The organism is Streptomyces sp. R-74717 (assembly GCF_047305335.1).
GTDB lineage: Bacteria > Actinomycetota > Actinomycetes > Streptomycetales > Streptomycetaceae > Streptomyces > Streptomyces atratus.
Genome location: NZ_CP102361.1, coordinates 7,611,757 through 7,632,539 on the forward strand (window position 1 = coordinate 7,611,757; position 20,783 = coordinate 7,632,539).

The 20,783-nt window shown below is 70.9% G+C and carries 17 protein-coding genes and 1 pseudogene; 14 read left to right on the forward strand and 4 right to left on the reverse strand.

Features of this window, described 5'->3' with window-relative positions; translation table 11 throughout:
• Nucleotides 1–106: 106 nt before the first annotated feature.
• The 10 genes and pseudogenes from NRF20_RS34895 to NRF20_RS34940 all read left to right on the forward strand — a co-directional run bounded on the left by NRF20_RS34895 (nt 107) and on the right by NRF20_RS34940 (nt 14,776).
• A complete protein-coding gene (locus tag NRF20_RS34895) occupies nt 107–2,233 on the forward strand; it encodes a right-handed parallel beta-helix repeat-containing protein (RefSeq protein ID WP_398629158.1) in 2,127 nt (708 codons plus the stop codon).
• Nucleotides 2,230–3,078, forward strand: a complete 849-nt coding sequence (locus tag NRF20_RS34900) for a hypothetical protein (protein ID WP_398629157.1) — start codon at nt 2,230–2,232, stop codon at nt 3,076–3,078. The genes NRF20_RS34895 and NRF20_RS34900 overlap by 4 nt, the downstream gene beginning before the upstream one ends.
• Complete coding sequence (locus NRF20_RS34905; protein WP_398629156.1) at nt 3,075–4,358, forward strand: hypothetical protein; 1,284 nt, start codon at nt 3,075–3,077, stop codon at nt 4,356–4,358. The genes NRF20_RS34900 and NRF20_RS34905 overlap by 4 nt, the downstream gene beginning before the upstream one ends.
• Nucleotides 4,359–4,407: 49 nt before the next feature.
• Complete coding sequence (locus tag NRF20_RS34910; RefSeq protein ID WP_398629155.1) at nt 4,408–5,028, forward strand: TetR family transcriptional regulator; 621 nt, start codon at nt 4,408–4,410, stop codon at nt 5,026–5,028.
• A gap of 193 nt (nt 5,029–5,221) precedes the next feature.
• Nucleotides 5,222–7,519: a molybdopterin oxidoreductase family protein gene (locus NRF20_RS34915; protein ID WP_398629154.1), complete on the forward strand. Its 2,298-nt coding sequence runs from the start codon at nt 5,222–5,224 to the stop codon at nt 7,517–7,519.
• Nucleotides 7,520–7,652: 133 nt separating this feature from the next.
• Complete coding sequence (locus tag NRF20_RS34920; RefSeq protein ID WP_398629153.1) at nt 7,653–9,086, forward strand: CitMHS family transporter; 1,434 nt, start codon at nt 7,653–7,655, stop codon at nt 9,084–9,086.
• A gap of 2 nt (nt 9,087–9,088) precedes the next feature.
• Nucleotides 9,089–9,417, forward strand: a pseudogene (locus NRF20_RS34925) (hypothetical protein); the annotation flags it as partial.
• A 376-nt stretch (nt 9,418–9,793) separates the two neighbouring features.
• Complete coding sequence (locus NRF20_RS34930; protein ID WP_266362728.1) at nt 9,794–11,680, forward strand: ABC transporter ATP-binding protein; 1,887 nt, start codon at nt 9,794–9,796, stop codon at nt 11,678–11,680.
• Nucleotides 11,681–12,256: 576 nt separating this feature from the next.
• Nucleotides 12,257–13,645: an aldehyde dehydrogenase family protein gene (locus tag NRF20_RS34935; RefSeq protein ID WP_398629152.1), complete on the forward strand. Its 1,389-nt coding sequence runs from the start codon at nt 12,257–12,259 to the stop codon at nt 13,643–13,645.
• A gap of 51 nt (nt 13,646–13,696) precedes the next feature.
• The gene (locus NRF20_RS34940) at nt 13,697–14,776 is read left to right on the forward strand and encodes a Zn-dependent alcohol dehydrogenase (RefSeq protein WP_398629151.1); all 1,080 of its coding nucleotides are present in this window, start codon (nt 13,697–13,699) and stop codon (nt 14,774–14,776) included.
• A gap of 142 nt (nt 14,777–14,918) precedes the next feature.
• On the opposite strand, the gene NRF20_RS34945 is transcribed toward NRF20_RS34940, so the two are convergent.
• Genes NRF20_RS34945 through NRF20_RS34955 form a run of 3 tightly spaced genes read right to left on the reverse strand, consistent with a single transcriptional unit; the run spans nt 14,919 to nt 17,347 of the window.
• Complete coding sequence (locus tag NRF20_RS34945) at nt 14,919–15,902, reverse strand: DMT family transporter (protein WP_398629150.1); 984 nt, start codon at nt 15,900–15,902, stop codon at nt 14,919–14,921.
• 32 nt (nt 15,903–15,934) lie between these two features.
• A complete protein-coding gene (locus tag NRF20_RS34950; protein ID WP_398629149.1) occupies nt 15,935–16,657 on the reverse strand; it encodes an ArsR/SmtB family transcription factor in 723 nt (240 codons plus the stop codon).
• A gap of 15 nt (nt 16,658–16,672) precedes the next feature.
• On the reverse strand, nt 16,673–17,347 hold the full coding sequence (locus tag NRF20_RS34955) for a TetR/AcrR family transcriptional regulator (protein WP_398629148.1): 675 nt from the start codon (nt 17,345–17,347) through the stop codon (nt 16,673–16,675).
• 65 nt (nt 17,348–17,412) lie between these two features.
• Here NRF20_RS34955 and NRF20_RS34960 point away from each other — a divergent pair, with 65 nt between their 5' ends.
• The 3 genes from NRF20_RS34960 (at nt 17,413) to NRF20_RS34970 (ending at nt 19,651) form a co-directional block, all read left to right on the forward strand.
• On the forward strand, nt 17,413–18,564 hold the full coding sequence (locus NRF20_RS34960) for an acyl-CoA dehydrogenase family protein (RefSeq protein WP_413753900.1): 1,152 nt from the start codon (nt 17,413–17,415) through the stop codon (nt 18,562–18,564).
• Between the two features lie 90 nt (nt 18,565–18,654).
• Nucleotides 18,655–18,945 carry a YiaA/YiaB family inner membrane protein gene (locus tag NRF20_RS34965; RefSeq protein WP_266362740.1) on the forward strand — a complete coding sequence of 97 codons (291 nt, stop codon included), beginning with the start codon at nt 18,655–18,657 and terminating at the stop codon, nt 18,943–18,945.
• A gap of 82 nt (nt 18,946–19,027) precedes the next feature.
• Nucleotides 19,028–19,651 (forward strand): TetR/AcrR family transcriptional regulator, encoded by a 624-nt coding sequence (locus NRF20_RS34970; RefSeq protein WP_266362742.1) that lies wholly within the window; start codon nt 19,028–19,030, stop codon nt 19,649–19,651.
• Nucleotides 19,652–19,669: 18 nt separating this feature from the next.
• Here NRF20_RS34970 and NRF20_RS34975 read toward each other — a convergent pair whose 3' ends face one another.
• Complete coding sequence (locus NRF20_RS34975; protein WP_266362744.1) at nt 19,670–20,131, reverse strand: MaoC family dehydratase; 462 nt, start codon at nt 20,129–20,131, stop codon at nt 19,670–19,672.
• Nucleotides 20,132–20,265: 134 nt separating this feature from the next.
• On the opposite strand from NRF20_RS34975, the gene soxR reads away from it, so the two are divergent.
• On the forward strand, nt 20,266–20,739 hold the full coding sequence (gene soxR / locus NRF20_RS34980; protein ID WP_413753901.1) for a redox-sensitive transcriptional activator SoxR: 474 nt from the start codon (nt 20,266–20,268) through the stop codon (nt 20,737–20,739).
• Nucleotides 20,740–20,783 lie beyond the last annotated feature (44 nt).

A 20,783-nucleotide genomic window follows, 5' to 3' on the forward strand; every position in this document is an offset into this window, starting at 1 on the left:
CGAAGGAATCCTATGGACAACCGTAGGAATCGGATCGGGGCGAGTCAACGGCATTCGTGGTGCGCAGGGGGTTCCAAAAGTTGAACAATGCTCTACTCTCCCGCACATGTCGTGGACACGAAGACTTCTGGTGGTCCTGGCGGCGCTCGCCGCCGCCCTCCTCGCGGCTCCGGCCGCCCAGGCGCACGAGGAACGTCCGGTCACCCTGCCCGACGGAACCGGCAGCGTCCCCGTGTACCGCACAGGCGAACCGGATCTGCTGGTCTGCAAGAGCGACCGGGCGGACTTCGAGCGCCGCATATCCGGCTTCCCCGACGGGCTGCGGGCCCGGAACCTGCGGCTGTTCGACCGGTGCCTGAAGTCCGGCTACCGCCATCTGCAGCAGGCCGTCGACGCGGTCGGCAGGCCCGGCATGAACATCGCGATCCTGCCCGGCCTGTACGAGGAGGAGCCCTCACTGCCCAAACCGGTGGGGGAGTGCACTCGCCTGAAGGCGCCCAACTCCAAGCTCGGCTACCAGATCCTGTCCTACGCGCAGCAGACGCAGTGCCCGCACAACCAGAACCTGGTGGCGATCCTCGGCAAGAAGAACCTCCAGATCGAGGGGACGGGCGCCGAACGCGCGGACGTCGTCATCGACGCCAAGTACCAGAAGCTCAACGCGATCCGCGCGGACGGCTCCGACGGCATCTACTTCAAGAACTTCACCGCCCAGCGCACCACGTTCAACTCCCTGTACGTCCTCGCGCAGGACGGATTCGTCATCGACTCCGTCCTCACCCGGTGGAACGACGAGTACGGCTTTCTGACCTTCGCGAGCGACCACGGGCTGTACAAGAACTGCGAGTCGTACGGAAACGGCGACTCCGGCATCTACCCCGGCAGCGCGTCCGACATCAACGACGGGTACGGCTACAAGGTCCCGCGTTACTCGATCGAGATCACCGGCTGCCGCAGCCACCACAACATGGTCGGCTACTCCGGCACCGCGGGCGACTCCGTCTACGTCCACGACAACGAGTTCGACCACAACATGGGCGGCGCCTCGATGGACAGCGCCTTCCCCGGTCACCCAGGACTGCCGCAGAACCACGCCCGCTTCGAACGTAATCTGATCCACGACAACAACGCCGACTACTACCCGTATGTCGCCGACGGGACCTGCGCCAAGCCGCCCGTGGACCGCGGCTACGAGGACGGGGTCGTCTGCCCGCAGATCTCCATGCCGCCGGGCTCCGGCATCATCACCGCCGGCGGCAACTGGAACCTGTACGAGAACAACTGGATCTACGGGCACCAGCGCGCCGCCTTCTTCCTGACCGCGGTCCCCGCCTTCATCCGTGGTGAGAGCGCGCTGTCCAAGCAGACCGACACCTCCCACCACAACCGGTACGCGGGCAACCACCTCGGCACGGACAAGGCGGGCAACTCCCGGCCCAACCGCACCGACGTGTTCTGGGACGGCCAGGGCGACGGCAACTGCTGGCAGTCGGACACCGGGCCGTCCTCCCCGCGCACCCTGCCCACCTGCGGCTCGGAGCGCGGCGCCGTGTCGGGACGCACCGACCGGCTCGTCGGCGAACCGGTCAAACTTGCCCAACTGCTGGTCTGCTCCGACTACAACGTGCAGGCACGACGGCTGCCGGCCGGCTGCGACTGGTACGGAGCACGTGGCATCGAGCGCATCGAGGTACAGGTGACGCTGGCGATCGCGGTGGTGCTCGCGCTGGTCGGCGGGGTGCTGTGGTGGCGCAGACTGCGCGGCAGCGGGCTCGCCACCGCGGTCACGGTGCTCGGCGCGATAGGCCTCGGGCTGGATGTGGCCGGATCGACGACGGGGTTGGCCTCCACCCATGTGCCCGCGCTGGCACTGTTGCTGACCGGGGTGTGGTGGACCGGGATCGGGCTGGTGCTGCGGGGCGAACGGCCCTGGCTGGGCTGGACCACGGTGGTCCTGGGTGCGCTCACCCTGCTCGACGCCGTCGACAAGGCCGTGTTCATGATCCCGTGGATTCCGCTCAGCCCGGCCTGGGTCCGTGGACTGCTCGGGGTGATCTGGGTGGTGTGGGCCGTCGTGGCCGCCGCCCGACACGGCGAACGGGGAGTTCCGGGCGAGCAGGGAACGTCGGGGGAGGGCCCTGCTCCGGACGCGGGCGTGCACGCGCCTGCCGCCCCGGCCCCCGCCCCAGAAGCTGCCGCCCCGGCCCCCGCCCCGGAAGGAGACGCATCGTGAAGAATTTCCGCAGGCGACGGTGGTCCGCCCGGCCGGGCGTCGCAGCCGTCACCGTGCTCACCGCAGGCGCCCTCGTGTTCGGTGCGAGCGCCTGTGGGGGGCGGGCCACCACCCACCACAAACCCGGCACCAGCCATGAGCAGGCCGGGGGCAGCGTCGGCCGGCTCCTCGCCGCCGACGACGGCTCCGGCCACCGGCTGCGCCAGGTCGACGCCAAGGGCGCTCCTCAGGTGACGGTCGCCGTCCGGCGGGACTCCGAGGACGGCTGGAACGTCCGTCTCTCCGTGCGGAACTTCCGGTTCACCCCGGACAGCGTGGGCGGTGCCGCTCTCCTCGGGCGCGGCCACGCCCGCCTCTTCCTCGACGGCCACCCCCTCGCCCGGGTCTACGGCTCCTGGTACCACCTCCCCGACTCCCTCGTCCGCAGCTCCGGCGGCGGCACCGGCCTCACCGCCCGCCTCTACGCCGACGACCACACCGCCTGGGCCGTGAACTCCACCCCGATCCAGGCCACCACCTCCCTCACCACTGCCTCCGCACAGCCCACCGCCCCCGCGCCGCACCAACCGGAAACGCCCCGGCCCGACACGGCACTCGAGATCGTCGTCTCCCACGGCAAGGTCAGCCCCGCCCCCGGCCGCACCGAGATCAAGAAGGGCCGGATCATCGAACTCCGGGTCCGCAGCGACCAAGCCGACACCCTCCACGTCCACGGCTACGACAAGGAGGCCCGGCTGCCCGCAGGAAAGACCGTCACCCTCACGTTCACCGCCGACCGCACCGGGCTCTTCGAAGTCGAGACACATGAGTCCGACCTGCTCCTGACCCAGCTCGTCGTACGGTGAGCGTCCTCGCCCATGGCATCGGCGCCCAGCACGACCTTCCGCTGTCCCCCTTCTACGCCTTCGCCGGGGCCTTCGCCGCGCTCTTCGTCTCCTTTCTCGCGCTCGGCCTGCTCTGGTCCTCCTCCCGATTCCGCGGCGACCGGGCGGGCCGCCCGCTCCCGGCCGCCGTCCAGCGCCTCGCCGACGCACGCCCCACCCGTATCGCCGTGCGCGTACTCGGGCTGGCCGCCGCCCTGTTCGTCACGCTCCACCTCCTCCTCGGTCCGGACGACCCGGACCGCAACCCGGCCCCCGGCGCCGTCTATGTACTCCTCTGGGTCGGGCTCGTCCCCGCCTCACTCCTCCTCGGCCCCGTCTGGCGACTGCTCAACCCACTCCGTACCGTCCACCTCCTCGGCTGCCGCGTGCTCGGCCGTGATCCCGCCGCAGGCCGCCCCCTTCCCGTACGCCTCGGTCTCCGGCCCGCCGCGGTCGGGCTCCTGGCCTTCACCTGGCTCGAACTCGTCGCCCCCGACCCCGCATCGACCACCGCCCTCCTCCTCTTCCTCTCCCTCTACGCCGCCGTCCACCTCGCAGGCGCCGCCCGCCACGGCGCCGGATGGTTCGACCACGCGGACGCCTTCGAGGTCTACTCGGGGCTGCTCGCCCGGCTCTCCCCGCTCGGCCGTCGACCCGCCGACCGCCGCCTCGTACTCCGCTCCCCTTTCAACGGCCTCGACGCCACCCCGCAGACCCCCGGACTCGTCGCCACCGTCTGCGTCATGCTCGGCTCCACCGCCTACGACGGCTTCTCCGACGCCCCCTCCTGGATCGTCACCGTCCAGACCTCACCCCTGGGCCGCACCGCCGCGGCCACGCTCGGGCTCCTGGGCGCCGTCGCCCTCGTCGCCACCCTCTATGCCCTCTGCGCCGGCGCCACCCGGCTGATCTCCGGTCAACTCCGCCGCCCCCTCACCGTCTTCGCGCACTCACTCGTCCCGATCGCCCTCGGCTATCTCATCGCCCACTACTTCACGCTCTTCGTCACCGAAGGACCACGCACAGTCATGGTGGCATCCGGCACTGACAATCCCGTCCCGCCCGAGCCGCCCCTCGGCCCGGGCGGCGTCGCCACGCTCCAGGTCGCCGCGATCGTCCTCGGCCACGTACTCGGCGTCATCGCAGCCCACGACAGGTCCGTGCGCCTCTTCCCGCCCGGCCGCGCCGTGGCGGGGCAACTCCCGCTGCTGGTCCTGATGATCACGTACACCATCGGTGGGCTGTCCCTGCTCATCGCATGACGGCCGCACCGGCACCGACCTGCCACCCGCAGAGGAGACCCACGGCATCATGGATCCCGTGCCCCATGCGAACACGAACCTCCGCCGCGCCCCCGTGCAGCAGCGCAGCGCCGAACGCCTCGCCCGGATACTCGACGCCTGTGCCGAACTCCTCGACGAGACCGGATACGAGCAGCTGTCCACCCGTGCCGTCGCCGTCCGTGCCGAGGTCCCCATCGGCTCCGTCTACCGGTTCTTCTCCAACAAGCGCGCGCTGACCGATGCGCTCGCCCGGCGCAACCTGGACAGCTACGCCGAACGCATCACCGCCCGCCTCGCCGCCATCCCGGCCGCCGACTGGCGCAGCGCCATCGATGCCGTCCTGGACGAATACCTGGCCATGAAGCGCTCCATGGCCGGCTTCGCACTCGTCGACTTCGGCGCTCCGGCCCCCGACGACGACCCGGCCGGTGACGCCAACCACCGGGTCGCCGGCCGGCTCACCGAGCTGCTCTCCGGGCACCTCGGCCGCGCCCCCGACGAGGAGCTGCGCCGGACCGTCCTGGTCTGTGTCGAGGCCGCCGACGCCCTCCTCCAACTCGCCTTCCGCACCGACCCGTCGGGCGACCGGGCCATCGTCGGCGAGACCCGCCTCCTGCTCCGGGCCTACCTCGCACAAGTCCTGGACTGACCGCGAGGGCCTCGTCCCAGGACCCCTCCCCCCGACCCGTCCCCCGACCCGCCCCCCGACCCGCCCCACGCCCGTCTCAAGGCCCGGCAATATCGTCGCGGCAACACCTCCCCACCATGCGTACCGGTCGGTATGCTCAGCCGTGCTTGCCCACGTACGCGCGCCACCGCTGTCGCCGCCCCGGGGAGGGCCCATGCCGCACGACCCCAGCAGCTCCCGCACCGCCCTGCGCATCTGCCCCCTCTGTGAGGCCACCTGCGGACTCACCCTCACCATCGAGGGGACCAGGATCACCGGCGCCCGGGGCGACCGGGACGATGTCTTCAGCCGCGGCTTCATCTGCCCCAAGGGCGCGTCCATCGGCGGGCTCGACTCCGACCCCGACCGGCTGCGCACCCCGCTCGTCCGAAAGGACGGCGTCCTGACGGAGGTGAGCTGGAGCGAGGCGTTCGACGCGATCGCCCGCACCCTGCCCGCACTGACCGAGGAGCACGGGCAACAGGCCGTCGGCGTCGTCCTCGGCAACCCGAACGTGCACACCATGGCCGGCGCGCTCTACCCGTCCGCGCTGCTCTCCGCCCTCCGCACCCGCGCCCTGTTCACCGCGAGCACCCTCGACCAGATGCCCAAGCACGTCTCCAGCGGACTGCTCTTCGGCGACCCGAACGCCATCCCGGTGCCCGACCTCGACCGCACCGGCCATCTGCTGCTCCTCGGCGCCAACCCCCTCGAATCCAACGGCAGCCTCTGCACCGCCCCCGACTTCCCCGGCAAACTCAAGGCGCTGCGCCGCCGCGGTGGCACCCTCACCGTCGTCGACCCGCGCCGCACCCGAACCGCCCGCCTCGCCGACCGGCACGTCGCCATCCGCCCCGGCACCGACGCCCTGCTCCTTGCCGCACTCACCCACGTACTCTTCGAGGAGAAGCTCGCCGACCCCGGTGAACTCGCCGAGCATGTCGAAGGACTCGGCGAAGTAGCCGAAGCGGTACGGAAGTTCACGCCCGAGGCGGTTGCCGGAGCGTGCGACGTGGACGCTGCGACCATCCGTACGATCGCCCGGGAACTCGTCGCCGCCCCCACCGCCGCCGTCTACGGACGCATCGGCAGCTGCACCGTCGAACACGGCACCCTCGCCAGCTGGCTCGTCGACGTCCTCAACATCCTCACCGGCAACCTCGACCGCCCCGGCGGCGCGCTCTTCCCGCTCTCCGCCACCGCCCGCGCTCCCCGTCCCGCCACCCCCGGCAAGGGCTTTGCCCTCGGGCGCTGGTCGAGCCGGGTCTCCGGACACCCCGAGGCCAAGGGTGAACTGCCCGTCTCCGCGCTCGCCGAGGAGATCGAGACGCCGGGGGAGGGCCGGATCCGCGCCCTGATCGTCCTCGCCGCCAACCCCGTACTCTCCGCACCCGACGGCGACCGTCTCGACCGGGCTCTCGACGGACTCGACTTCATGGTCAGCGTCGACCCGTACCTCAACGAGACCTCACGCCACGCACACGTGGTGCTCCCCCCGCCGCCGCCCTCGCAGAGCGCCCACTTCGACTTCGCGTTCAACGCCTTCGCCGTGCGCAACCAGGTCCGTTACACCCGCCCCGCCGTCCCCCTCGACGACGGTCTGCTCGACGAGAGCGAGATCCTCGCCCGGCTCGTCCTCGCCGTCTCCGGGATGCACGGCACCGACCCGTCCGCCGTCGATGCCGTGGTCATCGACCGGATGCTGACCAGGGCCGTCGCCGACCCGCACTCGCCCGTGCACGGCCGCACCCCCGCCGAACTCGCCGCCTCCCTCACCGGCCGCACCGGACCCGAACGCCGCCTCGACCTGATGCTCCGCCTCGGCCCGTACGGCGAAGGCTTCGGCGCCGCCCCCGACGGCCTCACCCTGCAACGGCTGCTCGCCCACCCGCACGGCATCGATCTCGGCCCGCTCCGGCCCCGGATCCCGGAGATCCTCACCACCCGCAGCGGACGCATCGAACTCCTCCCCGCGCCGATCGCCGCCGATCTGCCGAGGCTCCGCCGCGCCCTGGCCGTCCGGCGCGGACCGGACGCGCTCCTTCTCGTCGGCCGCCGCCATCTGCGTTCCAACAACAGCTGGATGCACAACATCGCCGAGCTGAACGGCGGCTCGAACGTCTGCACCCTGCAGATCCACCCCGCCGACGCGGCCCGGCTCGGACTGACGGACGGCGGCCCGGCCACGGTCACATCGGACGGCGGCTCCGTGACCGCCCCGGTCGAGCTCACGGAAGGCGTACGCACCGGAGTGGTGAGCCTCCCGCACGGGTGGGGGCACAACCGCCCCGGAACGCGGCTGTCCATTGCCGCAGCCCACCCCGGCGTCAACGTCAACCAGCTTCTCGACGGCAGCCGGCTCGACCCGCTCTCCGGCACCGCCGTGCTCAACGGCATCCCGGTGTCGGTGACGCCCGCCGCGACACCCGACGCCGTGACCCAGGGGGTTCCGCCGGTTCTGCCCCTCACGTGATCCCCGCATTGACCTGGGGTTTTGCTCGTATTGCTCGCATGTCAACATCTTGTTAACGCTGTGAGGCGCGCCCTAACGTCATCCGCACCGCCGACTCCGGTGGGAGTTCAAGGGTGAACGATAGGTATCCCATATGCTGACAATCCTCGGCTTTGCCATGATTGCGACCTTCCTGGTCCTGATCATGATGAAGAAGATGTCGCCGATCGCGGCGCTGGTCCTGATTCCCGCACTGTTCTGCGTCGCCGTCGGGAAGGGCGCGAAGCTCGGCGACTACGTCATCGAGGGCGTCGGCAATCTGGCCCCGACCGCCGCGATGCTGATGTTCGCCATCGTCTACTTCGGTGTGATGATCGACGTCGGCCTCTTCGACCCGATCGTGCGGGGCATCCTGCGCTTCTGCAAGGCCGACCCGATGCGGATCGTGGTCGGTACGGCGGTGCTCGCGGCGATCGTCTCGCTCGACGGTGACGGCTCCACCACCTTCATGATCACCGTCTCGGCGATGTACCCGCTCTACAAGCGCCTCAAGATGAGCCTGGTCGTGATGACCGGTGTCGCCGCCACGGCGAACGGCGTCATGAACACCCTTCCCTGGGGCGGCCCCACCGCCCGCGCCGCCACCGCGCTCAAGCTGGACGCGGGCGACATCTTCGTCCCGATGATTCCCGCGCTCGGCGTCGGACTGCTCGCCGTCCTGCTCCTGGCCGTCGTTCTGGGCCGGCGCGAGCGCAAGCGGCTCGGCACGCTCACCCTCGACGAGGTGCTGGCCACCGAGACGGTCACGGAGTCGGAGACGGTTCTCGTCGGGACGGGCGGCGGCAGCGACCGTACCCGCAAGAGCTCCGGCGGAAGCGGAAGCGGTGCGGGCACGGGCGCGGACGGCGACGAGGCCGAAGACGCCGAAGCGAATGCGGACGAGGGCTTCAAGGGTCTGGACCCGGGCCGGGCCACCCTGCGCCCCAAGCTCTACTGGTTCAACGCGGGCCTCACCGTCGCGCTGCTCACCGCGATGATCATGGAACTGATGCCGATCCCGGTGCTCTTCCTGCTCGGCGCGGCCCTCGCCCTCACCGTCAACTTCCCCCACATGCCCGACCAGCGGGCTCGTATCGCCGCCCACGCCGACAACGTCCTCAACGTCTCCGGCATGGTCTTCGCGGCTGCCGTCTTCACCGGCGTCCTCTCCGGCACCGGCATGGTCGACCACATGGCCGACTGGCTCGTCGGCGCGATCCCCGACGGCATGGGCCCGCACATGGCGATCGTCACCGGCATCCTGAGCATCCCGCTGACATACTTCATGTCCAACGACGGCTTCTACTTCGGCGTCGTCCCCGTGCTCGCCGAGGCCGGTGCCGCCCACGGTGTCTCCCCGCTGGAGATCGCCCGCGCCTCCCTGGTCGGACAGCCCCTGCACATGTCCTCCCCGCTGGTCCCGGCCGTCTACGTCCTCGTCGGCATGGCGAAGGTCGAGTTCGGCGACCACACCAGGTTCACCGTCAAGTGGGCCGCGCTCACCTCACTCGTGGTGCTCTGCGCCGGACTCCTCTTCGGAATCATCTGACCGTGCCGCGTACACAAGAGCCCGGCAGGAGCCGGCTGCTGCGCCTCGTCATCGCCTTCGCCTCCGTGCAGGGAGCGGTGTCGATGGCGCGGCCCGCCGTCTCCTACCGGGCTCTCTCGCTGGGCGAACGGGGTCTCCCCTGCTCGAACGCAGTTGAGAGCTTGGGGAAGAGCGTGCCATCGGTGTGATCACGGCGGTGTACGCGCTCCTGCCGCTCTTCGCCGCCGTCCCGCTCGGGCGCAGGACCGACCACGGCCGGTGCGCGCCCCTGCTGCCGATCGGCGTCGTCCTGATCGCAGGCGGCTGCGCCCTCAGCGGCAGGGCGGGTTCATCGCCGGAGTGGCGGGCGCCGCGGCACCGTTCGTCACGCTCGGCGCGCTCCTGCTCGCGGCGGCGGGGCCGGGGGTACGCGGCGGGCGCGCCAGAAACGCCGAAGCGACCGCGGCCGTGCCGGCGCCCCGGCCCCGACAGCGCCCCGTGGACCGCAACCGCACCTCGCACCGGCGGACAGGTCCCGCTCCTGGTCGATCTCGCGCACCTGTACGTCTTCGACCACCACGGCCGCCGGATCTGCCCACTGCCCAAGGACATCCCGGGTCTCGACGTCCAGGGGCCTGTCCGGCGGATCAGGGTCCCAGAGACCCCAGGAGCACCGGACGGCTCCGGGCGGTTGACCTCAAGTCCACTGGAGGTCGTACGTTCCTTCCATGAGCATGGAAGCCACCGCGTGGACGCAGCTCCACAACGTCATGAACGCGCAGCAGGACCGACGCCCCTTCGACCGGAACACCCTGCGGCGCATCGCCGCGTTCGCCCGCCCGCACCGGCGCCGGGTCGCGCTGTTCCTGGTACTGAGCGTGGCGACGGCGCTGCTCGCCGTCGCCACCCCCGTCCTCGCAGGCCGCGTCGTGAACGCGATCGTGACCGGCGAGGACGGGGGCACCGTCACTCGGCTGTCCCTGCTCATCGCCGTGATCGCCGTCGCGGAGGCGGCACTCGGCCTGGTCAGCCGCTGGCTCTCGGCGAACCTCGGTGAAGGGCTGATCCTCGATCTGCGTACCGCCGTCTTCGACCATGTGCAGCGCATGCCGATCGCGTTCTTCACCCGCACCCGCACCGGCGCGCTCGTCAGCCGCCTCAACAACGACGTCATCGGCGCCCAGCGCGCCTTCAGCAACACACTCTCCGGCGTCGTCAGCAATGTCGTGACGCTGCTCCTCACCCTTGGCGTCATGCTCTCCATCTCCTGGCAGATCACCGCGCTCGCACTGGTGCTGCTGCCGGTGTTCGTGCTGCCCGCGCGCCGCATGGGTACGCGGATGGCGAGGCTCCAGCGGGAAGCCGCGGCCCACAACGCCGCGATGGGGACCCGGATGACCGAGCGCTTCTCCGCACCCGGCGCCACACTGATCAAGCTCTTCGGCCGGCCTGCCGACGAGTCCGCCGAATTCGCCGCCAGAGCGGGCAGGGTGCGTGACATCGGGGTGCGCACGGCCATGGCACAGTCCGCGTTCATCACCGCCCTGACCCTCGTGTCCGCGCTGGCGCTCGCCCTGGTCTACGGGCTGGGCGGGTTCTACGCCCTGCGCGGGCAACTGGACGCGGGCGCGGTCGTCTCCCTGGCCCTGCTGCTGACCCGGCTGTACGCGCCGCTCACCGCCCTTGCCGGGGCGCGCGTCGAGGTGATGAGCGCCCTCGTCAGCTTCGAGCGGGTCTTCGAGGTCCTCGACCTCAAGCCGCTCATCGAGGAGAAGCCGGACGCACGGACGGTCCCGGAAGGGCCGGTGTCCGTGGAGTTCGACGACGTACGCTTCGGCTACCCGTCCGCCGACAAGGTCTCCCTCGCCTCGCTCGAGGACGTCGCGGCCCTCGACACCCGCGGCGGCAGCGAAGTGCTGCGCGGGGTCTCCTTCCGCGCCGAACCCGGCCGGACCGTGGCACTCGTCGGCTCGTCCGGCGCGGGCAAGTCGACCATCGCGCAACTGCTGCCGCGCCTGTACGACACGGACGAGGGTTCGGTACGCATCGGCGGCATCGACGTACGCGACCTTTCCGCCGACACCCTGCGTGACACCCTCGGCATGGTCACCCAGGACGGCCACCTCTTCCACGAGTCGGTCCGCGCCAACCTCCTGCTCGCCCGGCCGGAATCCACCGAGGAGGACCTCTGGGACGCGCTGCGCCGCTCACGCCTGGACGGTCTGGTCGCCTCGCTGCCCGACGGGCTCGACACGGTCGTCGGCGAACGTGGCTACCGCCTCTCCGGCGGCGAACGCCAGCGGCTGACCATCGCCCGGCTGCTCCTGGCCCGCCAGCGCGTCGTCATTCTCGACGAGGCCACCGCCCACCTGGACAACACTTCCGAGGCGGCCGTCCAGGAGGCGCTCACCGAAGCGCTCGCCGGACGCACGGCAGTCGTGATCGCCCACCGGCTGTCCACCGTACGGGCGGCCGACCTCATCCTTGTCGTGGAGGACGGGCAGATCGTGGAGCGGGGCACCCACGAAGAACTCCTCGCGGCCGGCGGCCGGTACGAGGAGCTGTACCGCACCCAGTTCGAGAGCCCCGGTACGCAGGCCGCGGAGCTCGGCTGACAACGTTCTGGTCCGGACCCGGGCCAGAGCGGCCAGGGCGTACGGGGTGGACCGGGCGGGGCTCGGTTCCCCATCCCGGACGGCCGCCTCGGCGAGTGCCCGTGCCTCGGCGAACTCGCGCAGCATCAGATGCAGTTCGGCCAGATTGGCGCGCTCGAAGGCGACCGCCGTCGGATCGCCCGTGTGCTCGGCCAGGTTCAGTGCCTGCCGGCCGACGGATACCGCTTCGCCGGGCAGGCCGGACCGGCGCGCATGCTCCCGCAGCACGGAGAGGATGGTGACCAGCAGTTCCTGATCCCCGGGGCAGGTGCATGGAGTGCTCCTCCTGGGCCGGTACGAGGGAGCCGGCCCCGTACCCGGGCCTACGAGGGGAAGCACGGGGTGGGGCGGGCTGGTGCCGGACGCCAGGAGGAGGCCGTTACTGGCGTATTACTGGCCAGGGCGGGCGGACTTTCGGCGCATGGCGTGACACCGTGACGGGAGCCATGGGAATGGCCCCTGGCGCCCAAAAACTAACAGCGCTAGTTTGGGACGCGGACGACTACGCCGTAACCACGGCACCCCGGGAGGAATGCGATGAAGGCCCACGACGGGATGTACATCGGCGGCGAGTGGCGGGCCGCCGCAGGCACGGACCTGATCGCGGTGGTCGATCCGGCGGACGAGCAGGTCATCGCCCATGTCCCGGCAGGCACCGCCGAGGACGTCGATGCCGCCGTGTCCGCCGCGCGTGAGGCCTTGCCCGCGTGGGCCGCGACCCCGCCCGCCGAGCGCGCCGCGAAGATCGCCGCCCTGCGCGACGCCCTCGTCGCCCGCAAGGACGAGATCGCGGAGACGGTCACCGCCGAACTCGGCGCACCGCTGCCGTTCTCGCAGGCGGTGCACGCGGGCGTACCGATCCTGGTGGCCGGCTCGTACGCCGAACTCGCCGCCTCGTACGCCTTCGAGGAGAAGGTCGGCAACTCCACCGTCTACGCCGAACCGGTCGGCGTCGTCGGCGCGATCACGCCATGGAACTACCCGCTGCACCAGATCGTCGCCAAGGTCGCCCCCGCGCTCGCGGCGGGCTGCACAGTCGTCCTCAAGCCCGCCGAGGACACCCCGCTGACTGCCCAGCTCTTCGCGGAGGCCGCCCATGAAGCGGGAATCCCCGCGGGCGTGTTCAACCTGGTCACCGGCCTCGGCCCGGTCGCGGGACAGGCGCTGGCCGAGCACGGGGGCGTCGACCTGGTCTCCTTCACCGGCTCCACCGCCGTCGGCAAGCAGATCGGTGCCACGGCCGGCGCAGCCGTCAAGCGCGTCGCCCTCGAACTGGGCGGCAAGTCCGCCAATGTCATCCTGCCGAGCGCGGACCTCGCCAAGGCCGTCGGCGTCGGCATCGCGAACGTCATGGGCAACTCCGGCCAGACGTGCAGCGCCTGGACCCGCATGCTCGTGCACACCTCCCAGTACGACGAGGCGGTCGCGCTCGCCGCGGAGGCCGCCGCCAAGTACGGCGACCGCATCGGGCCCCTCGTCAACGCCAAGCAGCACGCACGGGTGCGCGGCTACATCGAGAAGGGCGTGGCGGAGGGTGCGCGCCTCGTCGCGGGCGGCCCCGAAGCCCCGCGCGAGCAGGGGTACTTCGTCAGCCCCACCGTGTTCGCCGACGTCACCCCGGAGATGACCATCGCCCAGGAGGAGATCTTCGGCCCGGTCGTCTCGATCATCCGTTACGAGGACGAGGACGACGCCCTGCGCATCGCCAACGGCACCGTGTACGGGCTCGCGGGAGCGGTCTGGGCGGGCGACGACGCCGAGGCGGTGGCCTTCGCCCGCCGGATGGACACCGGGCAGGTCGACATCAACGGGGGCCGGTTCAACCCGCTTGCCCCGTTCGGCGGTTACAAGCAGTCCGGCGTCGGCCGCGAGCTCGGTTCGCACGGACTCGCCGAGTACCTCCAGACGAAGTCGCTGCAGTTCTGACCTTTCCTCCCCTGCCCCGATCCCCGCTGCCGACCGTCAAGGAGCCTGTTCGTGGTCCGCGCCGCCGTACTGCCCGCCGTCGGAGCTCCCCTGGAGATCACCGACATCGAACTCCCGGAGCCCGGACCCGGCCGGGTGCGAGTCCGTCTCGCCGCCGCCGGCGTCTGCCACTCCGACCTCTCCCTGTCCAACGGCACCGTGCGGGTGCCCGTCCCCGCCGTCCTCGGTCATGAGGGTGCGGGCACCGTCGTCGCGGTCGGTGAGGGCGTCACCCATGTCGCGCCCGGCGACGGCGTCGTGCTCAACTGGGCCCCGTCCTGCGGAAGTTGTCACCATTGCGGGATCGGTGAGGTCTGGCTCTGCGCCAATGCGCTGTCCGGTGCGGCCGGCATCCATGCCCGTACCGCCGACGGCACCGAACTCCACCCCGGCCTGAATGTGGCGGCGTTCGCGCAGGAGACCGTCGTCGCCGCGAACTGCGCCCTGCCCGCCCCCGACGGCATCCCGCTCACCGACGCCGCCCTGCTCGGCTGCGCGGTCCTCACCGGATACGGCGCGGTCCGCCACAGCGCCCGGGTGCGCCCCGGCGAGTCCGTCGTGGTGTTCGGTATCGGCGGTGTCGGCCTCGCCGTGCTCCAGTCCGCCCGGATCGCGGGCGCCTCGAAAATCATCGCCGTCGATGTGTCCCCCGAGAAGGAGGAACTGGCCCGGCAGGCGGGCGCCACCGACTACGTGATCGCCTCCGACACCACCCCGCGCGCGATCCGGGGACTCACGGGCGGCCAGGGCGCCGACGTCGCGATCGAGTGCGTCGGACGGCCCGCCACCATCCGGGGCGCCTGGGACTCCACCCGCCGCGGCGGCCGCACCACGGTCGTCGGCATCGGTGGCAAGGACCAGCTGGTGTCCTTCAACGCCCTGGAGATCTTCCACTGGGGCCGCTCTCTGATGGGCTGTGTGTACGGGAACAGCGACCCGGCCCGCGACCTGCCGGTCCTCGCCGAGCACATCCTGGCGGGCAGGTTCGACCTCTCCATGATGGTGACCGAACGGATCGCGCTGGACGGCATCCCGGCGGCCTTCGACAACATGATCGCGGGCAAGGGCGGGCGGGCCCTGGTGGTCTTCTGACCGTTGCCCGGAAGGGACCCCGGCCGCCCTCGACGGCGGCCGGGGTCGCCGTCGAGCCCGGAGCCGCCGTAACGGGCCGCCTCGGTGAGGGCGTCCAGCATGGCTTCCCGGGCCCCGGCCGACTTCTTCTCCGTCTTCATTCTTACGGCCGCTCGGTTGCTTGGCGCTCCGTGTCATGTCGGCGTCCCTCCACCGGCTGTGCCGGGTTCTTCCGCGTCAGGCCAGTCTGCGGACGCATCCGGGAGACCGCCACCCCGGCCAGACAGAGCAGACCCCCGCCGACGGTGAGCAGCGCGGGCACCTCGTCCAGCAGCAGCCAGGACATCAGTACCACCAGCGCGGGCACCGCATAGGTGGTTGCTCCCATCCGCCCCGCGGTGGTCCTGGCGAGTGCGTAGGCCCAGGTGGTGAAGGCCAACGCGGTAGGAAAGAGGCCGAGGTAGACCACGTTCAGGGTGGCGGACAGGGGCGCGTCGGCGGCGTCGGAGATCAGCGCACCGGAGAACGGCAGACAGGCGAGGGTGCCGACCAGGCAGCCGAACGTGGTGATCTGCAGTGCGGAGCCGTGCTGCAGCGCCGGCTTCTGGCTGACCACCCCTGCCGCGTACGCCACCGCGGCCAGCAGACAGAGCGCCACGCCGAGCACCGACGCGTCCCCGTGCCCCGACATCGAGAGTCCGACCACGGCGGCGCCCGCGAACGACACGGCCATGCCCGCGATCAGCCTGCCGGGCAGCCCCTCGCCGAGCATCCGGGCACCGAGCAGCGCGATCAGGAGGGGACCGATGTTCACCACCATCGCGGCCGTGCCCGCGTCGACCTGCTGCTCACCCCAGTTGAGCACCACCATGTAGAGGCCGAACCAGAGCAGGCCCGACCATATGATCCCCGGCCAGGCGGCCCGCGGCGGCAGCCCCTCGCGCCGCAGCAGCAGCAACGTGCCCAGCGCCAGGGAGCCCGCGAGCAGCCGGCCGAGAGCGAGCGCACCGGGCGAGTAGGCATCCCCGGCGCTGCGGATGGAGACAAAGGCGGAGGCCCACAGCAGCACAGTGGTGCAGGCCGCGGCAGGGGCCCGCCAGTCACGATGTGCCGCGGGTGTCGCCGCCGGGGCGGGTGTCGTCGTCATGGACCGACCGTAGGGCCGCGACCGTTCGGCACCTACCGAATGGTGGACGGCTCGATGCCCAGATGCTCGTACAGCGCCCGTTCCCCGTCCGGGGTCGCTCTCACCGCACGCCCGGACCCGATCCGTACGCACCACCCGGCATCCAGCACATGGCGGCACAGCGCTGCTCCCGCGACCCCTGCCAGATGCGGCCTGCGCTCCGTCCAGTCCAGACAGCTCCGTACGAGCGGACGCCGCGACCTCGACTCCAGACCGATACCCAGTCCGCCGAACCAGCCGAGCCCGTCGTCGGTGAGCGCGAAGCCGGTGTCCTGCTTCAGCAGTCCCCGTACGGTCATGGCATCGGCGATCTCGATGCCGATCCGGCCCGCGAGATGGTCGTAACAGGTGCGGCCGCGAGCGAGTGCGCTGCCGGCGCTCGCCGCGCTCAGGGTGCGCGGCATCTCGGGCGCGGTGTGGGGGACGACCTGGGCCGCCAGGTCCTCCACGAGGTGCGCGGTCCGTTCGTCGGCGAGCCGCAGATAGCGGTGGCGGCCCTGCCGCTCCTCGGCCAGCAGCCCGCCCGCGACGAGCTTGCCGAGGTGTTCGCTGGCGGTGGACGGTGCCACCGAGGCGTATCTGGCCAGTTCGCCCGCGGTCCAGGCGCGGCCGTCGAGCAGGGCCAGGCAGAAGGCCGCGCGGGTCTCGTCGGCGAGGAGCGTGGCCAGGGCGGCGAGGCGGGGTGCGGCCGGGTCGGGGTGTGCCATGCGTGCCATGTGTTCCAGGATGCGTCAGGAACGCTTCGGTGCCGGCCGAACAGTCCCGGCGGATGCCAACTGCCCGTACTGGAGGGAGAGGCCGTCGATCAGCGCTCGCAGCCCGGTCTCGAACGCGCCCTCGTCGACCTTCTGGCGGCGGTCGGCCAGCAGATGGGCCTGGCCGAGGTGCGGATAGTCCGCGGGGTCGTACGCCGTCTCGTCGTCGACGAAGCCGCGGGCGAACGAACCGAGGGCCGAGCCGGTGATGAAGTAGCGCATCAGGGCCCCGATGTACGTCGCCTGGGCAGGCGGCCAGCCGGCCCTGACCATCGCACCGAAGACCGCGTCGGCCACCCGCAGGCCGGCGGGGCGGCGTCCCGGGCCCTGGGCGAGTACCGGGACGATGTGCGGGTGCTCGGTGAGCGCCGCACGATAGGAGACGGCCCAGTCGTGCAGGGCGGCGCGCCAGTCGCGGGTGTCCGACTCGTCGAACATCGACAGATCGACCTGGGCGGACACGGCGTCCGCGACGGCGTCCAGGATCTCGTCCTTGTTGCGGAAGTGGTTGTAGAGCGAGGGTCCGCTGACCCCGAGTTCGGCGGCGAGCCGACGGGTGGAGACGGCGTCGAGCCCCTCGGAGTCCACGAGTGCGCTCGCCGCCTCGACGATGCGGTCTCTGCTGAGGAGGGGCTTGCGCGGTCGGGCCATGCGGCACATAGTAGGGCCTGCAAGCAAAAAACTAGCAGTGCTAATTAAAGGTGGGGAGTCGAAGGATGAACCTGGAGCTCAGCGAGGAGCAGGAAGCCGTCCGGCAGCTCGCCAAGGACTTCGTCGCCCGTGAGATCGCACCCCATGTCGTGGAGTGGGACCGGGCCGAGAACGTCGACAAGTCGATTGTGAAGAAGCTGGGCTCCGTCGGCTTCCTCGGCCTCACCGTCCCCGAGGAGTACGGCGGCTCGGGCGGCGACCACCTCGCGTACTGCCTGGTCACCGAGGAACTCGGCCGCGGCGACTCCTCGGTCCGCGGCATCGTCTCCGTATCCCTCGGCCTGGTCGCCAAGACGATCGCGGCCTGGGGTGACGAGGCGCAGAAGCGGCACTGGCTGCCGAAGCTCACCGCGGGCGAGGCGATCGGCTGCTTCGGCCTCACCGAGCCCGGCACCGGCTCGGATGCCGGAAACCTGACGACGAAGGCCGTCCGGGACGGCGACTCGTTTGTCATCAACGGCACCAAGATGTTCATCACCAACGGAACCTGGGCCGATGTGGTGCTGCTCTTCGCCCGCACCGACGACACCCCGGGTCACAAGGGCATATCCGCCTTCCTGGTCCCCACCGACACCCCCGGCCTCAGTCGCCGCACCATCCACGGCAAGCTCGGCCTGCGCGGCCAGGCCACCGCCGAGGTGGTCCTGGAGGACGTCCGTGTGCCCGTCTCGGCGCTCATGGGTCCGGAGGGCAAGGGCTTCTCCATCGCGATGTCCGCCCTGGCCAAGGGGCGGATGTCGGTCGCGGCCGGCTGTGTCGGTATCGCGCAGGCCGCCCTCGACGCCGCCGTGGGTTACGCGGGCGAGCGCGAGCAGTTCGGCAAGTCCATCGCGAGCTATCAGCTCGTCCAGGAACTCATCAGCGACATCTCCGTCGACGTCGACGCCGCCCGGCTGCTGACCTGGCGGGTGGCCGACCTCATCGACCGCGGCGAGGACTTCGCCACCGCCGCCTCCAAGGCGAAGCTCTTCGCCTCCGAGGCCGCCGTCCGCGCCGCCAACAACGCCCTCCAGGTCTTCGGCGGCTACGGCTACATCGACGAGTACCCGGTCGGCAAGCTGCTGCGCGACGCCCGTGTGATGACGCTGTACGAGGGCACCAGTCAGATCCAGAAACTCATCATCGGCCGCGCGCTGACGGGGGTCTCCGCCTTCTGACCGTTTCGTCGCCGCTCGAACGGGAGTCTGAGTACCGGCTGAGTACGTGGGCGGATGCGGCGCACACCACGTCGGCCGATGCTGGGCGGCATGAGTGACACAACATCGGTCAAGCAGCAGAGCACCGCGGCCTTCTACGGCCAGGCCGTCGCGTCCTTCGGGGTGGCGATGGCCGCGATGACCCTCGGTATCTACTTCCTGGACGCCGACGCCTGGGTCCGTGGATTCCTCGCGATCGGCGTCCTCTACCTCGTCACCTCCTGCTTCACCCTGGCCAAGGTCATCCGTGACCGTCAGGAAGCGGGGCAGATCGTCAGCCGGGTCGACCAGGCCCGGCTGGAGAAGATCCTCGCGGAGCACGACCCCTTCCAGAAGCCCTGACGATCCCGCCCGGACGGACCCTAAGCGCTTGCTCAGGTTCGGGGTATGGTGTTCGTCCTGCTGACGAGAGGGGCGAGTGACGATGAGCACGGCGGAGGAGACCGACGGCGACAGTGCGCCGTGGGCCGAGGTGACGCCCGAGGCGGCCAGGAGGCTCCTCGTCGCCGCCGTCGAAGCCTTCGCCGAGCGCGGGTACCACGCCACCACCACCCGCGACATCGCCGGCCGGGCGGGGATGAGCCCCGCCGCGCTCTACATCCACTACAAGACGAAGGAAGAGCTGCTCCACCGGATCAGCAGGATCGGTCACGACCGCGCCCTGTTCGTCCTGGAGGCAGCCGCCGACGGCGGGGGCACGGCCGCCGAGCGGCTGGCCGAGGCTGTACGGTCCTTCGTCCGCTGGCACGCCGAACGGCACACCACGGCCCGCGTCGTCCAGTACGAACTGGACGCCCTCGGTGAGGAGCACCGCACCGAGATCGTCGAGCTGCGCCGCAAGAGCGACGCGGTGGTGCGCCGGATCATCAGCGACGGCGTGCAGGCCGGGGAATTCGACGTCCCCGACATCCCGGGCACCACGCTCGCGGTGCTCTCGCTCTGCATCGATGTGGCGCGCTGGTTCAACGCGCAGGGCAGCCGGACACCGGACGAGGTCGGCGAGCTGTACGCCGACCTCGTGCTGCGCATGGTCGCTGCCAAGCGGTAGCGGCGGTGGGCCGCGCCGTCAGAAGTAGTAGCGCGACACCGACTCGGCCACGCACACAGGCTTGTCGCCGCCCTCGCGCTCGACCGTGACGAGGGCGGTGACCTGCACGCCGCCCCCGGCCTCCTCGACGCTCTTCAGGACGCCGGTGGCGCGCAGCCGTGAGCCCACGGGCACGATGGACGGGAAACGGACCTTGTTCGTCCCGTAGTTGATGCCCATCTTCATGCCTTCGACCCGCATGATCTGGGGTACGAGGGCCGGCAGCAGCGAGAGCGTGAGGTAACCGTGCGCGATCGTCGTGCCGAACGGCCCGGCCGCGGCCCGCTCCGGGTCCACATGGATCCACTGGTGGTCACCGGTGGCCTCGGCGAAGAGGTCGATCCTCTTCTGCTCGATCTCCAGCCACTCGCTGTGGCCCAGCTGCTCGCCCACCCCGTCGCGCAGCTCCTGCGCGGACGTGAAGATCCTCGGCTCTGCCATGTCCCTGGTCCCTGCCCTTCCAGCTCTCGGCCATCCGGCGTCGCGCTCCTGCCTAAGCGCTTGCTCAGCATGGTTGGCGGGTGCGTTCCTGTCAACGACGGACCGGCCGAGGGTGGACAAGTAGGGTTGGAGGGGTGCCCCAGATCCCACAGACACTCCATGAACTCACGGTCGGCCAGCTCTCCGCGCGCAGCGGCGCCGCTGTTTCGGCCCTGCACTTCTACGAGGCCAAGGGCCTGATCAGCAGTCGCCGTACCAGTGGCAACCAGCGTCGCTACACCAGGGACGCGCTGCGCAGGGTCGCGTTCGTCCGTGCGGCGCAGCGGGTCGGAATCCCGCTTGCCACCATCCGGGACGCTCTGGCCGAACTCCCGGAGGAGCGCACCCCGAACCGTGACGACTGGGCGCGGCTCTCCGCCGCATGGCGCTTCGAACTGGACGAGCGCATCGAGCAGTTGGGCCGGCTGCGGGACCATCTCACCGACTGCATCGGCTGCGGCTGTCTGTCGCTGGAGAACTGTGTGCTCTCCAATCCGGACGACATCTCCGGTCAGCGGATCAGTGGCTCGCGCCTGATGCCGGAGCGCCGCTCGGCCGACTGTCCGTAGAGGCGAGGGCCCGGCTGCTCGGACGCCTGGCGGGCGCGCCGGGC